General features: G+C 40.0%; 21 protein-coding genes. 7 read left to right on the top strand and 14 right to left on the bottom strand.

Going from position 1 to position 23381, the window contains the following annotated elements:
* Window positions 1–4: 4 nt before the first annotated feature.
* The 6 genes from OM33_RS10270 to OM33_RS10295 form a co-directional block, all read right to left on the bottom strand.
* A complete protein-coding gene (locus tag OM33_RS10270) occupies window positions 5–1078 on the bottom strand; it encodes a CsiV family protein (RefSeq protein WP_038641427.1) in 1074 nt (357 codons plus the stop codon).
* A complete protein-coding gene (gene mfd / locus OM33_RS10275) occupies window positions 1078–4545 on the bottom strand; it encodes a transcription-repair coupling factor (RefSeq protein WP_038641429.1) in 3468 nt (1155 codons plus the stop codon). Before mfd ends, OM33_RS10270 begins: the two co-directional genes overlap by 1 nt.
* An 18-nt stretch (window positions 4546–4563) precedes the next feature.
* The gene (locus OM33_RS10280) at window positions 4564–5451 is read right to left on the bottom strand and encodes a carbon-nitrogen hydrolase (protein ID WP_038641431.1); all 888 of its coding nucleotides are present in this window, start codon (window positions 5449–5451) and stop codon (window positions 4564–4566) included.
* A gap of 2 nt (window positions 5452–5453) precedes the next feature.
* A complete protein-coding gene (locus OM33_RS10285; protein WP_038641433.1) occupies window positions 5454–6491 on the bottom strand; it encodes an agmatine deiminase family protein in 1038 nt (345 codons plus the stop codon).
* A 60-nt stretch (window positions 6492–6551) separates the two neighbouring features.
* Entirely contained in the window at window positions 6552–7133 is a 582-nt protein-coding gene (locus tag OM33_RS10290; RefSeq protein WP_038641435.1) for a PilZ domain-containing protein, read from the bottom strand.
* Between the two features lie 79 nt (window positions 7134–7212).
* Complete coding sequence (locus OM33_RS10295; protein ID WP_038641438.1) at window positions 7213–8874, bottom strand: SulP family inorganic anion transporter; 1662 nt, start codon at window positions 8872–8874, stop codon at window positions 7213–7215.
* A 203-nt stretch (window positions 8875–9077) separates the two neighbouring features.
* On the opposite strand from OM33_RS10295, the gene OM33_RS10300 reads away from it, so the two are divergent.
* The 6 genes from OM33_RS10300 to OM33_RS10325 all read left to right on the top strand — a co-directional run bounded on the left by OM33_RS10300 (window position 9078) and on the right by OM33_RS10325 (window position 14424).
* Complete coding sequence (locus OM33_RS10300) at window positions 9078–10274, top strand: lipoprotein-releasing ABC transporter permease subunit (protein ID WP_038641440.1); 1197 nt, start codon at window positions 9078–9080, stop codon at window positions 10272–10274.
* Complete coding sequence (gene lolD, locus OM33_RS10305) at window positions 10267–10950, top strand: lipoprotein-releasing ABC transporter ATP-binding protein LolD (protein ID WP_038641442.1); 684 nt, start codon at window positions 10267–10269, stop codon at window positions 10948–10950. Before OM33_RS10300 ends, lolD begins: the two co-directional genes overlap by 8 nt.
* Window positions 10947–12176 (top strand): FtsX-like permease family protein, encoded by a 1230-nt coding sequence (locus OM33_RS10310; protein ID WP_038641444.1) that lies wholly within the window; start codon window positions 10947–10949, stop codon window positions 12174–12176. Before lolD ends, OM33_RS10310 begins: the two co-directional genes overlap by 4 nt.
* Window positions 12177–13382, top strand: a complete 1206-nt coding sequence (gltS, locus tag OM33_RS10315) for a sodium/glutamate symporter (RefSeq protein WP_038641446.1) — start codon at window positions 12177–12179, stop codon at window positions 13380–13382.
* A gap of 2 nt (window positions 13383–13384) precedes the next feature.
* The gene (locus OM33_RS10320) at window positions 13385–13915 is read left to right on the top strand and encodes a DUF924 family protein (protein ID WP_038641448.1); all 531 of its coding nucleotides are present in this window, start codon (window positions 13385–13387) and stop codon (window positions 13913–13915) included.
* Between the two features lie 68 nt (window positions 13916–13983).
* The gene (locus OM33_RS10325) at window positions 13984–14424 is read left to right on the top strand and encodes a DUF4826 family protein (protein WP_038641450.1); all 441 of its coding nucleotides are present in this window, start codon (window positions 13984–13986) and stop codon (window positions 14422–14424) included.
* On the opposite strand, the gene OM33_RS10330 is transcribed toward OM33_RS10325, so the two are convergent.
* The 8 genes from OM33_RS10330 to cspD form a co-directional block, all read right to left on the bottom strand.
* Entirely contained in the window at window positions 14408–14866 is a 459-nt protein-coding gene (locus tag OM33_RS10330) for a GNAT family N-acetyltransferase (RefSeq protein WP_038641452.1), read from the bottom strand. The two genes, OM33_RS10325 and OM33_RS10330, sit on opposite strands and share 17 nt — an antisense overlap.
* An 11-nt stretch (window positions 14867–14877) precedes the next feature.
* The gene (locus OM33_RS10335) at window positions 14878–16047 is read right to left on the bottom strand and encodes a cupin domain-containing protein (protein WP_038641454.1); all 1170 of its coding nucleotides are present in this window, start codon (window positions 16045–16047) and stop codon (window positions 14878–14880) included.
* 80 nt (window positions 16048–16127) lie between these two features.
* Window positions 16128–17498: an adenylosuccinate lyase gene (gene purB / locus OM33_RS10340; RefSeq protein ID WP_038641456.1), complete on the bottom strand. Its 1371-nt coding sequence runs from the start codon at window positions 17496–17498 to the stop codon at window positions 16128–16130.
* Between the two features lie 28 nt (window positions 17499–17526).
* Window positions 17527–18126, bottom strand: coding sequence for a high frequency lysogenization protein HflD (gene hflD, locus OM33_RS10345; RefSeq protein ID WP_038641458.1), 600 nt, complete (start codon window positions 18124–18126; stop codon window positions 17527–17529).
* Window positions 18126–19226: a tRNA 2-thiouridine(34) synthase MnmA gene (mnmA, locus tag OM33_RS10350; RefSeq protein WP_038641459.1), complete on the bottom strand. Its 1101-nt coding sequence runs from the start codon at window positions 19224–19226 to the stop codon at window positions 18126–18128. The genes hflD and mnmA overlap by 1 nt, the downstream gene beginning before the upstream one ends.
* 87 nt (window positions 19227–19313) lie before the next feature.
* Window positions 19314–19982 carry an rRNA large subunit pseudouridine synthase E gene (locus OM33_RS10355; RefSeq protein WP_038643259.1) on the bottom strand — a complete coding sequence of 223 codons (669 nt, stop codon included), beginning with the start codon at window positions 19980–19982 and terminating at the stop codon, window positions 19314–19316.
* A gap of 90 nt (window positions 19983–20072) precedes the next feature.
* Complete coding sequence (locus tag OM33_RS10360; protein WP_038641460.1) at window positions 20073–22301, bottom strand: NADP-dependent isocitrate dehydrogenase; 2229 nt, start codon at window positions 22299–22301, stop codon at window positions 20073–20075.
* Between the two features lie 274 nt (window positions 22302–22575).
* On the bottom strand, window positions 22576–22791 hold the full coding sequence (gene cspD / locus OM33_RS10365; protein ID WP_038641462.1) for a cold shock domain-containing protein CspD: 216 nt from the start codon (window positions 22789–22791) through the stop codon (window positions 22576–22578).
* A gap of 257 nt (window positions 22792–23048) precedes the next feature.
* Here cspD and clpS point away from each other — a divergent pair, with 257 nt between their 5' ends.
* Window positions 23049–23366: an ATP-dependent Clp protease adapter ClpS gene (gene clpS, locus OM33_RS10370; RefSeq protein WP_038641464.1), complete on the top strand. Its 318-nt coding sequence runs from the start codon at window positions 23049–23051 to the stop codon at window positions 23364–23366.
* Window positions 23367–23381: the final 15 nt, after the last annotated feature.

Raw genomic sequence — 23381 nt, forward strand, 5'->3', positions numbered from 1 at the left:
TTCCTTAGTGGTTGTAGCGTCGAATTTGCATAATCACACCGAGCCTTGGATGGTCGAAATAATGAATTTCCGAACTTATCACACGGCGAAATTGAGAAAAACGATCTGTTTTTAATACGGTTTCTGTTAGTTGTTCTGGCATTAATGAACCTTGTACTTGGTCAAAGTCCAATTGTTCTACAGTTTGCTCAGTTAAATCATTTAAATCGAAATCAGCTTCAATATTCAGATAGTTATGGCGTATAAATACTTTAAATTTACCTTGTAGTTGCCATGTTTGTTGCGTTAGTAGAGGTGTGACTTGATTCTTATTCGTATCAGTAACATCTTGCGCATAGGATTCTGTTAAACCCTCTTCACTGGTATAACCCATTTCATAACTTGTTTCGAATTGGGTGTATTCTTCTAACATTTGCTCTAATGATTTATCGTTTTCATCTTCACTCACAACGGCTGACAAATTTTTACCACCGTATAAATACATGGGGGTTGCATTTCGGATGTTACTTTCAGGCTGTCGCCAACCGGTGTGAAGCAGAGGTTTTAGCCCGCGCTGTTTTAATCTTTTCACCGTTTCATTGAGTTCTAACTGTTCTTCAGATAGCAAATAAATATAGTCGGTATGTTCCTGAGTCAGTGCTTCTGGTGTTAACGGCAGCGATTCGAGCTTAGTGATATTGGTGTTTTTCTCACAGTCTAACTGGTTGTCATCATATTCAGAAAGAGGCTCGTCTTCTGGTGGGGTTTCAGAGAAGTTAGCTTCGCTTGATTCAATTACCTTTCGCTCAAAGCGGTCTTCACCCACAAGGGACGACTCATCCTGCAACAATGTGATGTCTAATTCACCTGTACATTCTTTATACTTAATGTTCTGAATTTCTTGGTAAGCTTCAGCAATGATGTCTTTTGTTTTCGAATAATCAATCGCTGCAAAATCATCGGCTGATAAATCTTCTTTTAGTTCACTGTCTAATTGTCTTTCAAAGAAGATGAGTTCTATGTCAAACCAACGCAAGTTAGCGTTGGCCATAAAACTTGCATTTAGCAGGACAATTGGCAAAACGTATTTTGTTATCATTATTTTAAAACCTTTTGTGCAAAGTCTTTCAGCATTGCTGTAACAAGCTTTAAGCGCTCTTGATTATTCTTTTCTTCGATCATAAAGCGTAATTTACTCGCACCTTCCATTTTATAGAACTGAGGGTTTGATTGAAGTAGGCCAATGATAAAGCTTGGATCGACTTTCGTATCCTGACTAAATTCAAAATAGCCGCCTTTCATATTGGCATCAATTTTATTAATGCCTAGCTCGCTAGCAGTCACTTTGAGCTGCTGAATAGCAAATAAATTTTTCAACCCTTCTGGTAGTAAACCAAATCGGTCAATTAATTCAACACTTAACTCATCAATTGCATCTTTATTTGTACAACTCGCAATGCGTTTATACATACTTAAACGGGTATTTACATCATTGATGTAATCGTTAGGAATTAGTGCAGGAATTTTTAAATCAATATCACTTTGTTTACGCAATAAGTTATCGAGACTAGGTTCTTTACCTTGCTTAAGCGCTTCAACCGCTTGGTCGAGCATCTCCATATACAAACTAAAGCCAATACTCTCAATTTGACCACTTTGCTCATCGCCGAGTAATTCACCGGCGCCACGGATCTCTAAATCGTGGGTTGCAAGTGTAAAGCCAGCACCTAAGTCCTCTAAAGATGAAATGGCTTCAAGGCGCTTTTTAGCATCTTTACTTAATAGCTTTTCGTGTGGCGTTAATAAATATGCGTAAGCCTGATGGTGGCTTCGTCCTACACGACCACGTAACTGGTGTAATTGCGCTAAACCAAATCGGTCAGCTCTATCGATAAGAATGGTATTCGCAGTTGGAATATCAATACCCGTTTCGATGATTGTAGTACACACAAGTACATTGAATTTTTGATGGTAAAAATCTGACATCAAAGATTCGAGTTCTTTTTCACGCATTTGACCATGCGCAAATTGCACGTTCGCCTCCGGCACTAAGGCAGCGATATCGTTAGCAAAGCTTTCAATGGTTTCGACATTATTATGTAAGAAATACACTTGACCACCGCGCTTAATTTCACGAATGATCGCTTCTTTTGTCAGCTCATCGTCATTTTGTCGAACAAAGGTTTTAACTGCCAAGCGTTTGGCTGGAGGCGTTGCAATAATTGATAAATCCCGCATACCACTCATTGCCATATTTAGGGTACGTGGAATAGGGGTTGCCGTCAGGGTTAAAATATCGACATCGGCACGTAATGATTTTATTTTTTCTTTTTGACGAACACCAAAGCGGTGCTCTTCATCAACGATAAGCAGGCCTAAATCATCGAACTTAATGTCTTGTTGCAGTAATTTGTGGGTACCCACAACAATGTCAATTTTACCCTCAGCTAATCCTTCTAATGTTTGTTTTTGTTCTTTTGCTGTTTTAAAGCGGGACAAGAGGGCAACTTCAACTGCAGAGTTGGCAAATCGGTCTTTAAAGTTTTCAAAATGTTGTTGAGCAAGTAGGGTGGTTGGCACTAATACTGCGACTTGCTTTGAGTCATTTACCGCAACAAAAGCCGCGCGCATGGCCACTTCAGTTTTACCAAAACCAACATCACCACACACAAGTCTGTCCATCGCTTGGGCTTTTTGCATGTCGTTAAGCACTGCACCAATAGCATTTTGTTGGTCGTCAGTTTCTTCAAATGGAAAACTGTCTGCAAATTGACGGTAGGCATTGCTATCGTGATTAAAGGCATAACCCGGTTTTACTTCACGCTGTGCATAAATGTCTAATAATTCTGCTGCTACATCACGGACTTTTTCAGCAGCGCGGCGTTTCGCTTTTTCCCAGGTATCAGAGCCGAGTTTATTCAATGGCGCCGTTTCTAAATCACCGCCTGAATAACGTGATAACAAATGCAAAGAGGCAACTGGTACGTAAAGCTTCGCTTCATTAAGGTAATGAATGGTCACAAACTCAGTTTTAACACCACCGGCATCAATTGTTTCAAGGCCTTGATAGCGGCCAACCCCGTGGTCCAGATGAACAATAGGCTGACCAATTTGCAGCTCAGCAAGGTTGCGAATTATGGCATCTTGGCTTACTTCGTATTTGTGTTTGCGACGGCGACGCTGAGAAATTTTTACGCCCAGTAATTCTTGCTCGGTTAAAATAGTGAGCTTTTCTTTTGCTAACGAAATGCTTTGTTCGAGTGGTGAGACAATAAGGCCAACATCACTATCCGAAGCAAAGAAGTGCGATATAGTATCGAACTCGGCTAGCTTTAAACCAGTTGGTTTTAATAGTGTTAGCAATGATTCTCGACGCCCATCACTTTCAACACTAAATAACACGCGATGTTTGTCACTTTTAAGCTGAGAAATGTAATTTAAAACGGACTCAAACGGCTGTTTTAACTGATGGTTTACTCGAATATCCGGTAATGCTTGCAGTGCTAAATTACTATGGCCTGCTTTAGTACCCAACTGACCTTGTGACAAAGCAATACGCGGTGAGTCATTGAGTTTCGAAAATAAACTCTCGACATTGAGATATAACTTAGTTGGCTCAAGCAGTGGGCGAAGTGGATCAACTTTTCTATTTTCGAAACGTTTCTCAATGTCTAACCAGGTTTCGCGACAACTGTGCTCAATATCACCTAATGTGAAAATCACATTATCAGACGGTAAATAATCAAACAAAGTCGCTGTGTTATCAAAAAAGAGCGGCAAGTAATATTCAATACCAGCGGGCAAACTACCTTGGCTTACTTGCGAATAAATCGAGCCTTTCTCATGGGCAACGCCAAAAGCTTCACGGTAATTAATGCGAAAACGCTCAATGTCTTCTTCATCAGTACCAAACTCGTGGGCTGGTAATAAGTCAATTTCTTGAATTTTGTCACGGGAGCGCTGCGTTTCCGGATCAAATTGACGAATTGAATCAATTTCATCGTCAAATAAATCAATGCGCAGTGGCGTATCACTGCCCATTGGAAATAAATCAATAATTGATCCACGAATCGCGAATTCACCATGTGCCATTACCTGTTGCACATTGATATAACCTACTGATTCAAGTGCTTTACGAAGTGACATGCTATCAAGCGTATCGCCAACACGGTACTTAATGGCTTTACCATAAATAAAGTCACAGGGTGCTGTGCGAAGCATTAAGCCTGCGATTGGCACAATCAACACACCGTTTTCTTGCGTTCGCAGTTGGCTAAGCAAACTTAAACGCTGCGAGATAATATCTTGGTGTGGTGAGAAATGGTCGTAAGGCAGCGTTTCCCAGTCAGGAAATAAATTAACAGGCGTATTTGGCAATAAATAATGTAATTCAGCTTCAAGCTTTAGCGCCTGTTGCGTATTTTGAGTGACAATTAATTTAAATCCAGTATGGCTTTGTACTGCATCTGAAATTGCTAAACTTAGGGCTGAACCAACTAAATTGCCCCAAGCAATTTTGTCGTTTTGTGTTTTAACCCAAGGTAAGTTAAGCCACTGACTTTGCATTAATGTCACTCCTTAGTATTAATCTCGGTATAATTTGGTTAAATCTTGGTAATGGTCGATACGACGGTCACGTAAATACGGCCAAATACGGCGAACAGATTCACTGCGTTCTCTATCAATATCGGCATAAAGAATTTCATCGTCATTATTTGATGCATGCGCCAGGATTTCACCTTGTGGGCCTGTTATAAAACTGTTGCCCCAAAATTGAATGCCTTTTGATTGGCCGCTTGGATCATTTTCATGGCCCTGACGGTTACAGGCAATAACCGGTAAACCATTCGAAACGGCGTGTGCACGTTGTGCAATAACCCAGGCATCAAGTTGACGTTGCTGTTCAGCTTGTTCATCATCAAGATCCCAGCCAATCGCTGTTGGGTAAATAAGAAACTCTGCGCCAGCCATGGCCATTAAGCGCGCAGCTTCTGGGAACCATTGGTCCCAACACACTAACACACCGAGTTTACCAATTGATGTTTCAATTGGCTGAAAGCCGAGATCGCCTGGTGTGAAGTAAAACTTCTCATAAAAGCCCGGATCGTCGGGAATATGCATTTTGCGATAGGTGCCCGCAATTTCACCGTCAGTATCCAGCACAACAGCGGTGTTGTGATACAAACCAGTGGCACGCTTTTCAAAAAGCGAAGTCACAATAACAACGTTAAGCTCTTTTGCGAGTTGACCATAAAGCGTAGTGCTCGGACCTGGAATTGGCTCTGCAAGATCAAAACACTCGGTGCTTTCTACCTGGCAGAAGTACAAGCTGCGGTGTAACTCTTGTAATACAATGAGTTTGGCGCCATTTTTGGCCGCTTCTTTTATACCAAGAACAGTCTTGTCTTGGTTATGATTTAAATCACTGCTGTTTGAATGCTGAATCGCAGCAACCTTAATTGTCTGAGTCATGATTAGCTCCCTAAAAAACCCTTAGGTAATTGCATGGTAATACAGTGTAAACTACCGAACTGGTGAATTAATGGTACACAATCAATTCCAATGACTTGATGCTCTGGATAAGCATTAGCGATAACATCAAGTGCAGTTTGGTCATTCTTATCCTGATAGGTAGGCACTAGCACCTTGTTGTTAATAATTAAGTAGTTTGCATAGGTCGCAGGCAAACGATCGCCTTCATCATTATATTTTGCACTTGGCCAAGGTAAAGCATATAAGGTATACGGCTTGTTATCTTGTGTTCTGAACGTTTTAAGTTGCTCAGCCATTTCTGCCAAAGCAGAGAAATGTTCGTCTTCATGGTCATTACAGGCAACATAGACCAGGGCATCATTCGGTGCAAAACGTACTAAAGTATCAATATGACTATCTGTATCGTCACCTGCGAGGTAACCATGATCAAGCCAAAGAAAATGATTAATCCCTAATACTTCTTTAAGTCGAGCTTCAAGCGCTTGCTTTGAGAGATTGTTGCCACGGTTTTGGTTTAACAAGCATTCACTGGTAGTCAGCAAAGTACCTTTACCGTCCGTTTCAATACCGCCGCCTTCTAAAGTAAGGTCAATTTTGTTGCTTGAGGCCTCAGCAGATAGCAAAGAATTAAATAAATGTTGGTTAATCGCGTTATCGAGATCCGATTGATACTTATTACCCCAACCATTAAAGGTAAAATCAAGCACATGTAATTTTTCACCTTGGTAGGTGCTAATTGGACCATGATCGCGAGCCCAAGTGTCATTAGTGGGGCAAGTAACGAAATGAAGCCTTTCTGTCGCTACGTGATTGTTTTTAAATAACTCAATAATATGCGCTTTAAGCGCGTCATTATGGGCAACAATAATTAGGCTCTGTTCTGATAAAATTTCGCGTGCAATTGCAATATAGGTTACTTCAACTGAGGTTAAGATATCGGCCCAATCGGTATCTTGGTGTGGCCAAGTTAAGAGTACGGCATCTTGGGCTGTCCATTCAGCTGGGAATACTGTGTTCATAGTGATTTAAAAGGATAATTTTGGCCAATATTAGCAAATGGTCAGCGTATTTATTAGTGTTTAATTAATGTTTTTCGTTGATTGCTTCTTTTTTAACACTTTTGCTTGGGCATGCAGGCTCGCTCTCACCATAAGTTCTTGATCTTCTTCGCGTATATGACTAAATACAAAGCGTGTTTTAAAACCTTCTTCGAACGGTTCAGAATCAATCACTTGAGCAAAGCAAAATACAGCAGCAGCTTCGTCCTCCAAAAACAGTTTACAACGATAGAACTGGTTCGGTTTATACGGTGTGTTTGTGCATAAGGTAAAACCACTTCCACCAAAACTATGAGTTTCGAGGTTGTCGTCTTGCTGATTTTCATTCGCTAGAATATGCGACAAGATCAGGTCTATTTTACGTGATTGAAGTTTTAAGTATTGGGCTAGGTCTTCAGCCACATCGCCAAGCTGCCGCAAAGGGCGCAATGCCGTTTGTTCCAATACGTTTACTTCGTTTGCGAGCTTAAATAAAGGCGGGATAAGTTTGTCTATGTCGCTGTTATCCGTTGGCAGCTGTGCATCATCGACGGGTTCTAAATGGACAGCAATAACGTGTTCAATTTGAAAATATTGGTTGAATTGCTCGAGCAAGTTAGACATATACGGTGCTATTTAAGTAAATAAATAAATATCTTAGCCTGAACAACTCAGTTCAGGCAAAGACTTTATGCATTGATTGTTAGCTACCCGTAAAAGGGACGTTTTCAACTACTTCTAACGACTGGTTAAGTGCATCTAAACGATTATCAACAAAACGATCTTTACCAATCAATTCATCAATACCGAGTCGCTCAAGTTGGTGTTTAGCGTCTTGATTAGGGCAATACAAAAATACTTCACAATGGGCTTCTATGGCATCCTTAATTGCATTTTCGAGTGCTAAGCCTACAGTCATATCAATCATAGGCACATCGCTTAAGTCGAGGATCATTGATTTGTATTTATGTACTGATGAGTGTTGACGCGAAATTGCTTTCGAGACACTAAAAATCATTGGGCCAGACAGGTAAAAGAATAAAATTTTGCCTTTTGCTTTATCTAAAATGGCACGTTCCGCTTGGTTCAGTGGCACATCGTCATCATCGGCATCACTAATTGCTTTAACTTGTTTAGCTTGTTCACGGCTCAACCGCTCAATCACAATAATATTGGAGATAAAAACCCCCAGTCCGACTGCAATTAGAAGGTCAACAAAAACAGTTAACAACATTACACCATACATGATTGCAGTTTGTTGCAAACTGGCTTTGTGAGCGCGTTGTAAAAAACTCCAGTCGAGAATCGAAATACCCACATAAACAGCAATACCAGCAAGCACTGCCATTGGGATAGGTTCTATAAGGCTGCCTGCAACAAGCACCACCAACATAAGGATCAAGGCACGTATAATAGCCGCTGCAGGAGAGCGGGCGCCAACCTGAATGCTGACAACCGTTCCCATTGTTGCACCGGCTCCAGGCAATGCACCAAACAATCCTGAGATCATATTCGCAATACCCTGGCCTTTTAATTCTTTGTTTGAATCATGTTCTTGACGCGTAAGTGAATCTGAAATAACTGCAGTCAAAAGTGTATCAATACAACCAAGAGTGCCAAGAACCATGGCCTCAATTATCATGGTAACAAACTGGTCTGTAGTAAATGTAGGGAAAACAATATTAGGTAAGCCACTTGGGATTTCGCCAATGCGACGTATTCCATCATCACTAAATAAAATGACTGACACAAGGGTGATTGTGATGAGTGCGACTAACTGAGCAGGGATGTATTTACGGTATTTCTTTGGAAAATAAAATAGGATTGCCAGAGTCGCAAGTCCTAAAAATAGTTCAGAAAAATGTAAATTAGCAATTAAGTTAGGTAACTCAGATAACGTGCCTACAACGCCACCTGATGGCGGTGTGTGACCGAGCAGGGGAGCAAACTGTAAAATAATTAAAATAACCCCAATACCTGACATAAAGCCAGATATCACACTGTAAGGCATTAAAGTTACGTATTTGCCGAGCTTCAAAGAACCGAGTAAAAATTGAAATGCACCAGCCATCATAACCACAGTGAATGCCATGGCTACACCTTGTTCTGGGTGTTTCGCCATCATGGCAGTCAGCACTGCTGTCATGATCACTGTCATGGGACCAGTCGGTTCAGATATTAACGAGTTAGAACCGCCAAATAAGGCAGCAAACAAACCAACTAGGATAGCTCCCCAAATGCCTGCCTCAGCGCCTGCGCCAGAGGCAACACCAAATGCAAGGGCGAGTGGTAATGAAATGATTGCTGTAGTGACACCACCGAATAGGTCACCACGAAGTTGAAAATGCTTAAATCGCTCAATCAAAAGTTTTACCCCAATTTTTCAGACGCGGTATTCTACCTAGACTCTCCAATAAGTTACAGTAGCTTAATGCGATTTAAAGCATAAAACAGCACTGATCAGATCTGTTGTGTAACAAAACAATTCATACACTAGAAAAAAATACATTTATCAAAAAGAAATGTTAAACTTTCTGCAAATTACACTTATTAAACAATCATTAATCTATGTTTCAGCCAGCTAGTTTGTTTATTGGCATGCGCTATGCGAAATTAGCCAAAGGCAATGGCTTTATCTCTTTTATTTCATTTTTTTCAATTGCAGGAATTACGCTTGGCATGGTTGCGCTTATTTGTGTAACCAGTGTTATGAATGGTTTTGAAAATCGCTTAAAACAATCCATGTTGCAGATTGTGCCGCACTTAACACTGTCGCTTAAAAATGAAAATCATCATTCAATAATCGATTTACTTAAAACGAATAGTAAAGTGGCGTCTGTTTCAAAGTTCAAAAACAGTGAAGGCCTTATTGTATCAAATAGCAAGTTGTTAGCCGCCCAAATATATGGTGTTGATAAGGCACAACAAAACCCGCTTGTTACTATGCTAAACCCGACGATTATTCAAAAGCTAACCAGTGACAAATATTCAATTGCCATTACAAGGCGTCTTGCAACACAATTAGATGTTAAGGTTGGTGATAAAGTGCGGTTGATGCTACCTAGTGTCACAACGTTTACGCCGGTAGGTCGTATGCCGTCGCAGCGACTTTTTACAATATCAGTGTTAATAGACAATCCGGCGTTTCACGCTCAAGTTGTATTAACCAATACGGCTGATTTACTACGTTTGAATCGCATAAAGTCAAAAGAGTTTAATGAGTATGCTGTTTATTTGAACGATCCATTCCAATTAGATGCACTGCTCACTGAAATACCACAATTGCAGCCTCTAAAAGTGGCAGATTGGACAGATAGCCAAGGTTCATTATTTTCTGCTGTCGCCATGGAAAAACGCATTATGAGCTTATTATTAGGGCTTATTATTTTAGTGGCAGTTTTTAATATACTTTCGGCGCTCACCATGATGGTGTCAGAAAAACAATCTGAAATTGCAATATTGCAAACTCTCGGCCTAACGCCTAATGGTGTTTTGCAAGTGTTTATGGTGCAAGGACTGTTTAACGGATTAGTCGGAAGTATATTAGGTGTGGCGTTGGGTTTGAGTGTCGCAATGAATATCAATGAGATTTTAGCATTACTGGGCATTCAAATTATTGCTGGCATGCAATTACCCGTGGACGTGTCACTTCTGCAAGTTTTAATTATTTTCTATCTCAGCATTATTATGAGCTATCTTGCCACCTTCTACCCAGCAAGACGTGCGTCTAAATTAGCTCCAGCACAGGTATTACGCTATGAATAATCACGTTGTTGTTAAATGTGAGCATTTAACTAAATCATACCAAGATGGCGACGTTCAGCTTGATATATTAAATGATCTAAATCTAGAACTTGAAGCTGGAACAACATTAGCCATTGTTGGCAGTTCAGGCTCTGGCAAAAGTACTTTATTGCATTTACTTGGTACGCTTGATAAGCCAAATCATGGCTCGATCAAAATAAAAGATACTGACACCACCCAGTTAAATCGCAAGCAGCAAGCAGATTTTCGAAATAAACACATCGGTTTTATCTATCAATTTCACCATTTATTAATGGAGTTCAGCGCGCTTGAAAATGTGATGCTGCCATTATTGATAGCGGGTGTGTCAAAATCTGACGCAAAAAAACAAGCAATTGCGATGTTAGAGAATGTGGGGTTAAGTCACCGTGTATCGCATAAACCCGATCAACTATCAGGTGGCGAAAGACAGCGTGTTGCCATTGCTCGAGCACTCATTACAAAACCTGCGCTGGTATTGGCTGACGAACCAACGGGTAATTTAGATAAAGACAATGGTGAAAAAATTTACGAATTAATTAATCAATTAAAAGTAAGTCATAACACAGCGTTTGTTGTTGTAACCCATGATTTGGCGTTGGCTGCGAAACTCGATAAAACGATGTTTATCAAAGACGGCAAGTTGGCTAGCGAATGAGTTTAAGTATTTATTTAGTTAAAGGCTTTAGAAGGGGCAAGGGAGAACAGTCTGTAAGCGGGTTCTTCAATAAGTCTTCGACCATCGGTATCTCTTTGGGTGTATCCGTACTGATTTTAGCACTGTCAGTAATTAACGGTTTTGAATTAGCGCTTAAAGATAGGTTATTGAGTGTGATACCGCATATTGAGTATTACGCTCCGTCTAAACCGTTAGATAATTTTGCACATCACCAAACGAAATTATTAACTCACGCCGAAGTTAAAGCGGTTGCACCTTACATAAAGTTAAATGCCATGGTCTCTCATCAGAGCAAAATGCATGGGGTGGTGTTAAAAGGCATTGATTCAATGCGTGAGCAATCAGTTTCAAAAAGTAGTGAATACGTTGTACCAGCACAAAGTTTTAATCATCTTGATGAAGGCGAGATTATTTTAGGAGAGGCACTCGCTCAGCAGCTTGAACTAACCGTTGGCGATAAGGTAAATGTTTTATTACCAGAACCCGGAACGCAATCACTCGCAAGTATCAACCGTATCAGCTTAACCTTAGTCGGCACAATTAACCTCGGCGGCCAACTGGATATGAATTTTGGCCAAATATCGTTGCGCCAAGCGCAAAAATTAAAGCAGTTTTCAGATTCACAGTTTGACGGACTTCAAGTAAAAGTGGCGGATGTCTTTGCTGCAAGACAAAGCGCATTGGCTATTGGGCAATTACTTGATGAATTAGTCTATATTGAGACTTGGTACCGTTCGCAAGGTAATCTCTATCAAGACATTCAGATGGTGCGATTAATTGTTTATATAACCGTATTTTTAATTGTTGCTGTCGCGAGTTTTAATATTGTTTCTACACTGGTTATGGAAGTAAAAGAAAAGCAATCAAGTATTGCAATTTTAAAAACCATGGGGGCAACTGATGGCACTATTATTCGCTGCTTCATTTTGCAAGGTGTTCACCAAGCTGCGATTGGCTTAGGTTTAGGACTGGCTTTGGGGATTTTACTGTCATTATCAATCAGTGATATTTACTTGTTCACAAGTGAAATAATGGGTAAAAACGTACTCTCTGGTGTGTATTTTATCGATTATCTGCCAAGCGAAATTAAGATACAAGACCTTGCCATCACCGCAGGAATTACGTTTGTTATGGCGATATTAGCTTGCATTTACCCGGCGATTAAAGCCAGCAAAACAGACCCTGCCAAAATACTAGGACATTAAATGATAATTGATGAACGGCTTACATTAATGACGGCAATTTTAGTTTACTTCTTGGGTAAATGGTTGAATCGCCGTTATAAGCCGTTACAAAGCTTTAATATTCCAGAACCGGTTACGGGCGGTATCATTGCTTCATCCGTGTTTGCTTTACTTTTTTATTTATTTAACCTCGAAGTGACCTTTTCTCTTGAACAAAGGGATCTTTTACTGATTATCTTTTTCACCACAATTGGCTTAAATGCACAATTAAGCAGCCTGATTACAGGGGGTAAAAGCTTATTGGTGTTATTAGTGCTCGCGGTTGGGTTTTTGTTTTTACAAAATATTGTTGGTATCTCAGTGTTTAGTGCTTTTGGTATGCCACCAATTACGGGTCTCCTAGGTGGCTCGATTTCGCTTAGTGGTGGCCATGGTACAGCAATTGCGTGGTCTCCAATCTTTGAAAAAAATTATGACTTAACTGGTGCAGCTGAGCTGGCTTTAGCATGTTCCACTTTTGGACTTATATTTGGTGGTGTGCTTGGGGGACCGATTGCAAAATTTATAATTGAAAAGCATCAGCTCAAACAAACTGTTTATTCTGCTCAGCCTTTGCAAATTGGTGTTTCCCATGAAAATGCAAAATTTGCAAGTGTGAACATCGACCAGTTCTTGATCAGTGTATTTGTAATTTTATTGGCGATAGGTTTAGGTGACCGAATTGAAGCAACATTAAAATACTTTAATTTTGAGTTGCCGTTATTTGTCTGTTGCTTGTTTGCAGGCATTATCATTACCAATATATTGCCCAAACTATTCGATTTAAAGATGTGGCCAACTAACAGTGCATCTTTATCATTTATTTCAGATGTTTGCTTAGGTTTATTTTTGGCGATGTCATTGATGAGTATAAAGATTTGGACTTTGGCTAATTTGGCGATTCCATTTTTTGTGCTTTTATTATGTCAAGTACTGGTAACCGTGCTTTATTGTACCTACGCAGTTTTTCCAAGTTTAGGCAAAAATTATGATGCTGCGGTGATGGCATCCGGTTATGCTGGACTGACTTTGGGGGCAACGCCAACCGCAATTGCAAATATGACGGCAGTCACGCAGCATTACACGCCATCGCCTAAAGCTTTTATCGTTGTGCCTTTAGTCGGCGCATTTTTTATTGATATTGTAAATGCACTCGTTATTAATCAATTTATAACTTGGTTGGGATAAAAATGAATTATCAAACGGTATATGACTTTTGGTTTAACACGTTAACGGCTGAGCAATGGTTTGCAGTGGACCATGATGTTGATGAATTAATATCACAAAAATTTAAATCTACGTTAGAAGCGGCAAAGGCTGGCGAATTGTTTGAGTGGCGTACTTCTGCTCAAGGCGCACTCTGTGAAATTATTGTCTTAGACCAGTTTTCACGAAATATATACCGCGGAACGCCTGCTGCATTTAATCAGGATGCAACAGCACTCGTTCTAGCACAACAGGCAATCGAAAAATGGTTTGATAAACAACTGAATGAAACCGAGGTAGGTTTCTTATATTTACCTTATATGCACAGTGAAAGTAAGATAATTCATGAAATAGCGCTTTCTCTGTATAAGAATCATCCGAGTTATGACTTTGAAGTTGCACATAAAAACATTATCGACCAATTTGGACGCTACCCTCATCGTAATCAAATTCTTGGCCGAGTATCGAGTGAACAAGAATTAACATTTCTGACACAACCCAATTCATCTTTTTAACGTTACCGCTTGCTTTGGTTGTGTTGAATCAGTAGAGTGGGGCAATTGAAATTTTCTAAAGATGTATTATGGAAAACCAAGAACAAAAACCACAACCAACACAAGCTGAAATTGATGCTGCACGAAACCAATGGACACGCGAAACATTAGATCGTGCGAATAAACACCTTGCAGAAAAAGGTATTTTACCAAAAGCAATTTTAGATAAAGAAAGCCGTTACCTTGCTCCTATGTGTGCTATTTGGAAGATCAAAAGCCAACAAGGTAAAACATACTGGGTAATTTCTGGCAATCTACCAACAGATCATGTAGAAGTGACTGCAGCAACGAATGCGCGTGATGCATTGCGATATTTTTCATTCCAATGGCAAATGAAAGCGGAAGAGATTATGAATGCAGGTGTACGCGAAAAAGCGCAAGTCGATTTCGCAAACTTGCTAGTAAACCGCGCACACGGTTTATATGATCTTTACAATAACGACAAACTTTGGGCTAGTGTACCAGCGTAAAAGGTTTAGGATCAAAGCGTGACAGCGGACACACAAGACGTTGTCGCGCAATGCCTGCTTCCATAAACACGTTCCCACGGGCTGCATAACCACACTGTGTGAATTTATCTTTTTCAGTAATATTGCAGTTAAAAGATAATTCTTCTGCACCTAATTGTTTTGCACACAATGCAATCTGTTGAAACATTAGGGTGTAAAATTCATTAGTACGATAAGCTTGTAACACAGCGACACGCCCAATTTCACCTTGGTTATTGATGCGCGCTGTCGCAATACTGTTACCGTTATGGTCAAAACCAAGCAAGTGCTGGTAATTTAAATCGCATTTATCAAATTCAATATCAGCAGGGATATGGTATTCATATACAAATACTTTTTCTCTCACTTGCTGTAATTCTTTGCGTTTTTCTCGCCATGTCACTTGCTTAAATGTAAAGCTCATTTGTGCCTCTACTAATCGATGTACCAATAGCCCTCATTTAAAAGATTAGTAAAGTTTTGTATAAAGTGTGAACAACTTGTGGAACTTTTTATCTGATCAGAGGTCACAGTCACGTTCTCGCAAAGTACCTTCACCCATTCCAAGCAGGAAGCTGGTAGTGTTAATACTTCACCATTTACGGCAAATAACACAGAGTGATCTGTTGATAAGTAGAAACAACGAAGACCACCTAAACGATTGATTTCACAACTTTGTTGTAACAATTCAATGAGATAATTTTCATCAAATTCATCTTCAATCGGTGCTAAGTCTAAATCGTGTTTAGCTTCACTGAGGCTCTGTAATAACCACAAATTAAAATCGTGACTGTTATTAAGAGCATCTAACATTTGGGCTTTAACGTCATTCACCTCGCTTTGCAAAAACGCGCCAGGGTTTTGACGTAATTGAAGATTAGGGTCACTGTAGCGTTTATTACCTGAATCATTATCAATTAAGTAATCTGAAAACGACGATAACATTTCGCGTTGATTAGGTGCTCTAAAACCGACTGAGTAGTTCATAGCGTTTTCAACTGCATAGCCTTCATGTGGGCAGCCAGGCGGAATATATAAAATATCACCAGCTTCAAGTACTTCATCAATACAGGCATCAAATCCATCGATTTGTAATAGATCTTTGCACGGAATCACTTCATTGAAGGTTTGCTTAGATTCTCCAACGCGCCAATGTCGCTTACCTTGGCCTTGAATAATAAACACATCGTATTGATCCAAGTGAGGCCCTACGCCACCATTCGGTGTTGAGAAACTGATCATTAAATCATCGATGCGCCAGTTAGGGATAAAGCGAAACGGTTCGATTAAGGCGGCAGCCTCAGGGTGCCAATGGTCAACAGCTTGCACAAGTAGGGTACTATTTTTAGGTGTTAGTAACTCAAAATCTTCAAAAGGACCGTGGTGTGCTTGCCACTCATTATTGTGATTTGAAATAAGACGTGACTCAATGCATTCTTCCATTGCAAGGCCAGCAAGTTCATCTGGACTAATTGGATCAACAAAATCATTAAAACCAGACTTAATTAATGCCGGCTTTTTTTGCCAATATTCATTAATGAATTCTTGTTTAGAGAGGGTTTTCACACCGTTTGGTGTTTTGATATTGAAACTGAGCTGGTACATATGAGTCTCTAATTTTTATAATAAAAAAGCGAAAGATATTAGAAATACCTTTCGCTTTTTATTCAAGCTAAAACTGCTGGTTATTTGATGTCGTCGATAAATTCAACTGCACGGCCAATGTAATTGGCAGGTGTAAGTTGTTTTAATTCTTCTTTTACCGCTTCTGGTAAATCAAGATTATCGATGAAATCAGCCATGATCTCTTTGTTAACGCGCTTACCACGTGTTAACTCTTTAAGTTTTTCATATGGCTTTTCAATGCCATATTTACGCATTACAGTTTGGATTGGCTCAGCAAGTAGTTCCCAGTTCTGGTCTAGTTCAGCAAGTAGCTTCTCTTGGTTAACTTCTAATTTGCTAATACCTTTAAGTGTTGCTTGGTAAGCGATTAACGCATAACCCATACCAACACCTAAGTTACGTAATACGGTTGAATCCGTAAGGTCACGCTGCCAGCGAGATACTGGTAGTTTTTGTGCTAAGTGAGCAAAAATAGCGTTCGCAATGCCTAAGTTACCTTCAGAGTTTTCAAAATCAATTGGGTTAACTTTGTGTGGCATAGTTGATGAACCAATTTCACCTGCAATTGTTTTTTGCTTGAAGTGATTAAGCGCAATGTAGCCCCAAACGTCACGGTCAAAATCAATTAAGATAGTATTGAAGCGTGCAATTGCATCGTAAAGTTCGGCGATGTAATCATGCGGTTCGATTTGTGTTGTAAATGCATTCCACTCAAGACCTAGACTCGTTACAAACTTTTCAGCATGTGCGTGCCAGTCGTAATTAGGGTAAGCACTCAGGTGTGCATTGTAGTTACCAACGGCACCATTGATTTTACCAAGTAGCTCAACATTAGCAATTTGGTCGCGCTGACGCTTTAAACGCATATACACGTTAGCCATTTCTTTACCCATAGTAGATGGAGAAGCTGGCTGACCGTGAGTACGGCACATCATCGGGATTGTTTGGTATTCTTTTGCAAGCGCATGTACTGCTTCAAGTAGTTTGTCACAGTAAGGCAGTAATACATTTTCACGAGCTTCTTTTAGCATTAAACCGTGCGATAGGTTGTTAATGTCTTCTGAAGTACATGCAAAGTGGATGAATTCGTTGATTGCGTTTAGCTCAGCGTTATCAGCAACTTTTTCTTTCAGTAAATATTCAACAGCTTTTACATCATGATTGGTTGTGCGTTCAATCTCTTTAACACGCATTGCATCTTCTTCATTAAAGTTTGCAACAATGTTGTCTAAGATTTGATTTGCTTCAGCGCTTAGTGACGGTACTTCGTCAATACCTTCTGCAGCAGCAAGTGCTTGTAACCAACGTACTTCAACAGTAACACGGTATTTAATTAGGCCATACTCACTAAAGATTTCTCTAAGCTCAGTTGTTTTGCTGCCGTAACGACCATCAACAGGTGAAATAGCAGTTAACGCTGAAAGCTCCATAATCACTCCTAAATTTTTGTACTAGAGATTAACAATACTGTTTTGCAATTTTGACAATTTTACCTTTGCCAAAAAAGAAGTGGCGGCGTTTACCACCTACTTGGCGCCATAATACTGCGGCGCGTATACCAGCTAACAACAGGGCGCGAATACGATGTTGCACCGATTTTTGTTGTAATAATGCTGGCTTACCAAATACTTGAATACGTTGTCCAAGCGGACTAATTACATCGGCATAAATATCCGCAAGGCTTGCGATAATGGCGTCATCTGAGATGGATAAATGAGCCAAACGTGCGTCAATTGAACTAATGCGTGAGCCGAGTTCATTAAGGGCTTTTGGGTTTGCATTTAAAGCACGTTCTAATTGAATTAATCCACCCACGTATTTGACTAATTCAATGCTTTTGTTTTGACCCGCATCGAGTTGCTCAACCACCAACTGGTAGCCTTTACGTAAGTCCATGTCACGAAACACATCAGACGGTGAATCTGGGCTAGTGACTAAAATACCCGACAATAACTGCTGCATTTCATAATCTGTGATTGAACCGGTTTGAGCAACCTTTTGCACGGCTTTGGTAATTTGGCACATAGCGGCAAGTGCCATAACCTGATTTTTATCCATTAGCGGATCACCGAATCAATAATACCACCGCCGAGACAGGATTCTTCAACATAGAAAACTGCTGATTGGCCTGGCGTGACAGCTTTTTGCGGTTCATCAAATAATACGCGAGCGACACCATCTTCACCTACCAGTAAAGTACACGGAATATCCGTTTGGCGATAGCGGGTTTTAACTGTGCAGCGTAATGTTGATTGTGGACCTACACGGTCAACCCAATGCAGTTGATTTGCCATTAGGCCATTTGAATAAAGGCGAGGGTGATCTTTACCTTGACCAACCACAAGCACATTTCTTGCGATGTCTTTATCTACCACATACCAAGGTTCACCTGACCCTTCTTTCATTCCACCGATAAGTAATCCTTTGCGCTGGCCTAGTGTGTGATACATTAAACCTTCATGTTCACCCACTTCATTGCCTTCGCAATCTTCAATCTTTCCTGGTTGTGCCGGTAAGAACTTTTGTAGGAAGTCTTTAAATTTACGTTCACCAATAAAGCAAATACCCGTGCTGTCTTTTTTATCATGGGTAATAAGACCTTGTTCTTCAGCAATGCGGCGTACTTCAGGCTTTTCAATTTCGCCTACTGGGAATAAGGTTTGCGCGACATGCTCATGACCAAGGGTGTATAGGAAATAGCTTTGATCTTTATTGTCATCAAGACCACGTACTAGGGTCGCTTTACCGTCTTTTTCACCACGACGAACATAGTGACCTGTAGCAATGTAGTCAGCACCGAGTGCTTCTGCAGCAAACTCAAGAAATGCTTTAAATTTGATCTCTTTGTTACACATAATATCAGGGTTTGGCGTGCGACCTGCTTTATATTCAGCAAGGAAATACTCAAACACATTATCCCAATATTCTGCGGCAAAGTTCACTGTATGTAACTCAATACCGAGTTTTTCACATACTGCTTGTGCATCTTTTAAATCTTCTGCAGCTGCACAGTATTCATCAGTATCATCTTCTTCCCAGTTTTTCATAAACAAGCCTTCTACTTGATAGCCTTGTTGCTTAAGTAAATAAGCTGAAACGGAAGAGTCTACACCGCCAGACATGCCAACGATGACTTTGATGTTACTGTTATCACTCATGGTATTGAATTACTCCGAAAATTTGAGGCGCGAATTATATCATAGCTGTTTTAATAAAACATGATTAAAAATGATAGTGCGCGGTGCTTAATTATTCTCAGTTATAAGTCTAAATTGGCCATTTTCAATACCATCAAGTGTATATTTACCAATTGAATAACGAATTAAGCGTAATGTTGGGAAACCAACATGTGCGGTCATTCGTCTTACCTGACGATTTTTGCCTTCGGTGATGGTGATGGATAACCAAGTGGTTGGAATAGCTTTGCGTTCACGTATAGGAGGATTACGCGGCCATACATCTGGTTCGGCGATGCGCTTAACTTTAGCTGGTAGGGTTTTACCGTCTTTGAGTAGAACACCTTGCGATAGTGCATTGATTGCTTCTTCTGTAACGTCACCTTCTACTTGCACCCAGTAGGTTTTAGGCGATTTATGTTTGGGCGAAGCGATTTTATGCTGTAGCTTTCCATTATTGGTCAGTAACAGTAGACCTTCACTGTCTCTATCGAGACGACCGGCAGCATACACATCTTTAATATCGATAAAATCAGCCAGTGTTTTTCGATTTCCTTCGTCAGTAAATTGGCTGAGTACATCAAATGGCTTATTAAATAGTACGATGTGGGTTGGACCTTGGTGGGGTTTTACGTCACGGGTTTTACCATGCTTTTTAACTGTACCAACACTTCGCTGAGTCGTACGTTTGGGGGTATTTTTAATATGCGCAGATTTAGGTTTAGATAATCGGGTCATGATTTTGGGTGTATTACAAGCAAGGTTGATATTGTAGCAAATAAAAAAGGGCAACAACATGTTGCCCTTTTTATCATTCAAACAGTGTGATTATGCGATTTGCGCGATAATGTTGTTGAATGTGTCGCTAGGACGCATTGCTTTGTATGCAAGCTCTTCGCTAGGCTGGAAGTAACCTTTAATATCAACGGCAACGCCTTGTGCATCGTTAAGTTCTTTAACAATAACAGCTTCATTTGCAGTTAATTGGTCTGCAATAGGTGCAAATTTAGCTTTCAGTTCAGCGTCTTTGTCTTGTGCAGCTAGTTCTTGTGCCCAGAACATGGTTAGGTAGAAATGGCTACCACGGTTGTCTAGTTCATTTACTTTACGAGAAGGTGATTTGTTCTCAAGTAAGAATTTAGCTGTTGCCGCATCAAGAGTATCTGCGAGTACTTGTGCTTTTGAGTTGCCTGTATTTACAGCAAGGTGCTCGTAAGAAGCCGCTAATGCCAAGAATTCACCAAGAGAGTCCCAACGTAAGTGGTTTTCTTTTTCGAACTGTTGAACGTGTTTAGGTGCTGAACCACCTGCGCCTGTTTCAAATAAACCACCACCATTCATTAGAGGAACGATTGATAGCATTTTTGCACTTGTGCCAAGCTCAAGGATCGGGAATAAGTCTGTTAGGTAATCACGAAGTACGTTACCTGTTACAGAAATTGTATCCTGACCTTCTTTGATGCGTGCTAATGAGAATTGTGTTGCTTCAAATGGAGCAAGAATACGAATATCAAGACCATTTGTATCGTGGTCTTGTAAGTATTGGTTAACTTTCTTAATTAACTGTGCATCGTGAGCACGGTTCTCGTTTAACCAAAATACCGCTGGTGTGCCAGTTGCACGTGCACGATTAACAGCAAGTTTTACCCAATCTTGAATTGGTAGATCTTTAACCTGACACATACGGAAGATATCACCCGCGTCAACGTCATGCGACATCACTGCAACACCCGCTTGGTTAACTACGCGTACTTGACCTTTAGCTTTGATTTCAAAAGTTTTGTCGTGTGAACCGTATTCTTCTGCTTTTTGAGCCATAAGGCCAACGTTTGGTACGCTACCCATAGTTGTTGGATCAAATGCACCGTTTTCTTTACAGAAATCAATTGTTGCTTGGTAAACGCTTGCGTAACAACGATCTGGAATAAGCGCTTTAGTATCTTTTAACTTGCCATCCGGGCCCCACATTTGACCTGATGAACGAATACATGCTGGCATTGACGCATCAATGATGATGTCACTTGGAACATGTAAGTTAGTAATACCACGGTCAGAATCAACCATTGCAAGTGCAGGGCGGTTAGCATAAACAGCTTGTAAATCAGCTTCAATTTCAGCGCGTGTTGCGTCATCTAATTGTGCGATTTTAGCGTAAACGTCACCAATACCATTGTTTGCATCAACACCTAATTTTTCAAATGTTGCAGCGTGTTTTGCAAATACATCTTTGTAGAATACTTTTACTGCGTGACCGAAGATGATTGGATCAGACACTTTCATCATCGTTGCTTTCATATGTAATGATAGCAGAACGTCTTCGTCTTTTGCTGCGCTGATTTCACGCTCAAGGTAGCTGTTTAACGCAGCAGCACTCATTACTGAGCTATCGATGATTTCACCCGCAAGAAGAGGTACAGACGCTTTTAATACGTCAACATCACCGTTTTCGTTTACGAACTCAATACGAACATCATCAGCAGACTCAACGGTTACTGATTGCTCTGATGCGAAGAAATCGCCTTCGTTCATTGAAGCAACATGAGATTTTGATTCACTTGACCATGCACCCATTGAATGTGGGTTGTTCTTAGCATAATTCTTAACTGAACCAGGTGCGCGACGATCAGAGTTACCTTCACGAAGTACAGGGTTTACAGCACTACCTTTGATTTTGTCGTAGGTTGCTTTAACCTTTGCTTCTTCTTCGTTCTTAGGTTCTTCTGGGTATTCTGGAAGTGCATAACCTTGTGCTTGAAGTTCTTTTATAACAGCTTGTAACTGTGGAATAGAAGCACTGATGTTAGGAAGTTTAATAATATTTGCTTCAGGTGTTTTAGCTAATTCACCTAATTCAGCAAGCGCATCACCGATACGTTGTTCTTCAGTTAAATACTCAGGGAAATTTGCGATCACACGGCCTGCTAAAGAGATGTCACGAGTTTCTACGTTTACATCAGATACAGCGCTGAACGCTTTTACAATTGGTAAAAACGAGTAGGTGGCTAATGCCGGTGCTTCATCCGTTTTTGTATAAATTATCTTAGATTTACTAGTCATTATTATTCCTAACTTTTAAATGCCATATAAACACGGCGTTCAATACTTACATTGAAAGGGGTGTGATTTTGCAAAATCACAAAAACTGAATTTAGTTGAGTTAGTCTAGCGATATTTTAATGGCTGACAATTGGCCGATAGTATAGCAGGGCTAGTTTAAATAAAAAGAATTAGCAATCACAAAATGTTCAATTGACAGGTATTGGGAAAATTAAGAGATAAAAAAAGCGGTGTAATCCGCTTCTTTAATAATATATTATTTAAGTATCAATACTTAAACATCGCCTTCAGATGGCGCAATATTGGTCGCGTGTAGGCCTTTAGGACCTTGTTGCAACTCAAATGTTACATCTTGGCCGGCTTTAAGTGTTTTGTAGCCATCCATTTGAATGGTTGAAAAATGCGCAAAGATATCCTCCGTGCTGCCTTCCTCTACGATAAACCCAAACCCTTTTGCGTTGTTAAACCATTTGACTTTTCCGCAAGCCATACCTCAACATCCTTCTATAAGTTGACTAAAATCATGTTATTCTACATGGTAATTTATTTACCAAGTTTAAAACGAACTGGTGTTGCGGATTACACAAGCTTTTGTTCGTCAATTGCTTAGTAAATAAACACCTATTGACTGTAGTTTAAATGAGCAAACAGTCAAGTATTTTTTAATTGTTTTTAACAATTTAAATAATTTTTTAATTTTTAATACTCAAAGTTGCTTGAGTTTACAAGAGATGACTATATTAAATTATGAGTGGTACACAATTTTCAGATTTAGTAGATAGCCAAAAGGAAAAACAACGACAAAGTATTAAGCCACCGCGTAAATATAAAGTCATTTTAAATAACGATGACTATACGCCTATGGACTTTGTTGTTGAGGTTCTAGCACGTTTTTTTAACATGGATTCAGATAGGGCCACTGAAATCATGTTGAAAGTTCATTACGATGGTAAAGCAGTATGCGGGATTTATACCGCGGAAGTAGCCGAAACTAAAGTATCGCAAGTAAATCAATATGCGCGTGACAATGAACATCCACTTTTATGTAGTTTTGAGCCCGAATAAAGAAGTTATATAGGA

The organism is Pseudoalteromonas piratica, assembly GCF_000788395.1.
Lineage (GTDB): Bacteria > Pseudomonadota > Gammaproteobacteria > Enterobacterales > Alteromonadaceae > Pseudoalteromonas > Pseudoalteromonas piratica.

Excerpts from the sequence above, each read along its gene's own strand:
- OM33_RS10270 (WP_038641427.1), bottom strand. The coding sequence starts at position 1,078 with ATGATAACAAAATACGTTTTGCCAATTGTCCTGCTAAATGCAAGTTTT.
- mfd (WP_038641429.1), bottom strand. The coding sequence starts at position 4,545 with ATGCAAAGTCAGTGGCTTAACTTACCTTGGGTTAAAACACAAAACGAC.
- OM33_RS10280 (WP_038641431.1), bottom strand. The coding sequence starts at position 5,451 with ATGACTCAGACAATTAAGGTTGCTGCGATTCAGCATTCAAACAGCAGT.
- OM33_RS10285 (WP_038641433.1), bottom strand. The coding sequence starts at position 6,491 with ATGAACACAGTATTCCCAGCTGAATGGACAGCCCAAGATGCCGTACTC.
- OM33_RS10290 (WP_038641435.1), bottom strand. The coding sequence starts at position 7,133 with ATGTCTAACTTGCTCGAGCAATTCAACCAATATTTTCAAATTGAACAC.
- OM33_RS10300 (WP_038641440.1), top strand. The coding sequence starts at position 9,078 with ATGTTTCAGCCAGCTAGTTTGTTTATTGGCATGCGCTATGCGAAATTA.
- lolD (WP_038641442.1), top strand. The coding sequence starts at position 10,267 with ATGAATAATCACGTTGTTGTTAAATGTGAGCATTTAACTAAATCATAC.
- OM33_RS10310 (WP_038641444.1), top strand. The coding sequence starts at position 10,947 with ATGAGTTTAAGTATTTATTTAGTTAAAGGCTTTAGAAGGGGCAAGGGA.
- gltS (WP_038641446.1), top strand. The coding sequence starts at position 12,177 with ATGATAATTGATGAACGGCTTACATTAATGACGGCAATTTTAGTTTAC.
- OM33_RS10320 (WP_038641448.1), top strand. The coding sequence starts at position 13,385 with ATGAATTATCAAACGGTATATGACTTTTGGTTTAACACGTTAACGGCT.
- OM33_RS10325 (WP_038641450.1), top strand. The coding sequence starts at position 13,984 with ATGGAAAACCAAGAACAAAAACCACAACCAACACAAGCTGAAATTGAT.
- OM33_RS10330 (WP_038641452.1), bottom strand. The coding sequence starts at position 14,866 with ATGAGCTTTACATTTAAGCAAGTGACATGGCGAGAAAAACGCAAAGAA.
- OM33_RS10335 (WP_038641454.1), bottom strand. The coding sequence starts at position 16,047 with ATGTACCAGCTCAGTTTCAATATCAAAACACCAAACGGTGTGAAAACC.
- purB (WP_038641456.1), bottom strand. The coding sequence starts at position 17,498 with ATGGAGCTTTCAGCGTTAACTGCTATTTCACCTGTTGATGGTCGTTAC.
- hflD (WP_038641458.1), bottom strand. The coding sequence starts at position 18,126 with ATGGATAAAAATCAGGTTATGGCACTTGCCGCTATGTGCCAAATTACC.
- mnmA (WP_038641459.1), bottom strand. The coding sequence starts at position 19,226 with ATGAGTGATAACAGTAACATCAAAGTCATCGTTGGCATGTCTGGCGGT.
- OM33_RS10355 (WP_038643259.1), bottom strand. The coding sequence starts at position 19,982 with ATGACCCGATTATCTAAACCTAAATCTGCGCATATTAAAAATACCCCC.
- OM33_RS10360 (WP_038641460.1), bottom strand. The coding sequence starts at position 22,301 with ATGACTAGTAAATCTAAGATAATTTATACAAAAACGGATGAAGCACCG.
- cspD (WP_038641462.1), bottom strand. The coding sequence starts at position 22,791 with ATGGCTTGCGGAAAAGTCAAATGGTTTAACAACGCAAAAGGGTTTGGG.
- clpS (WP_038641464.1), top strand. The coding sequence starts at position 23,049 with ATGAGTGGTACACAATTTTCAGATTTAGTAGATAGCCAAAAGGAAAAA.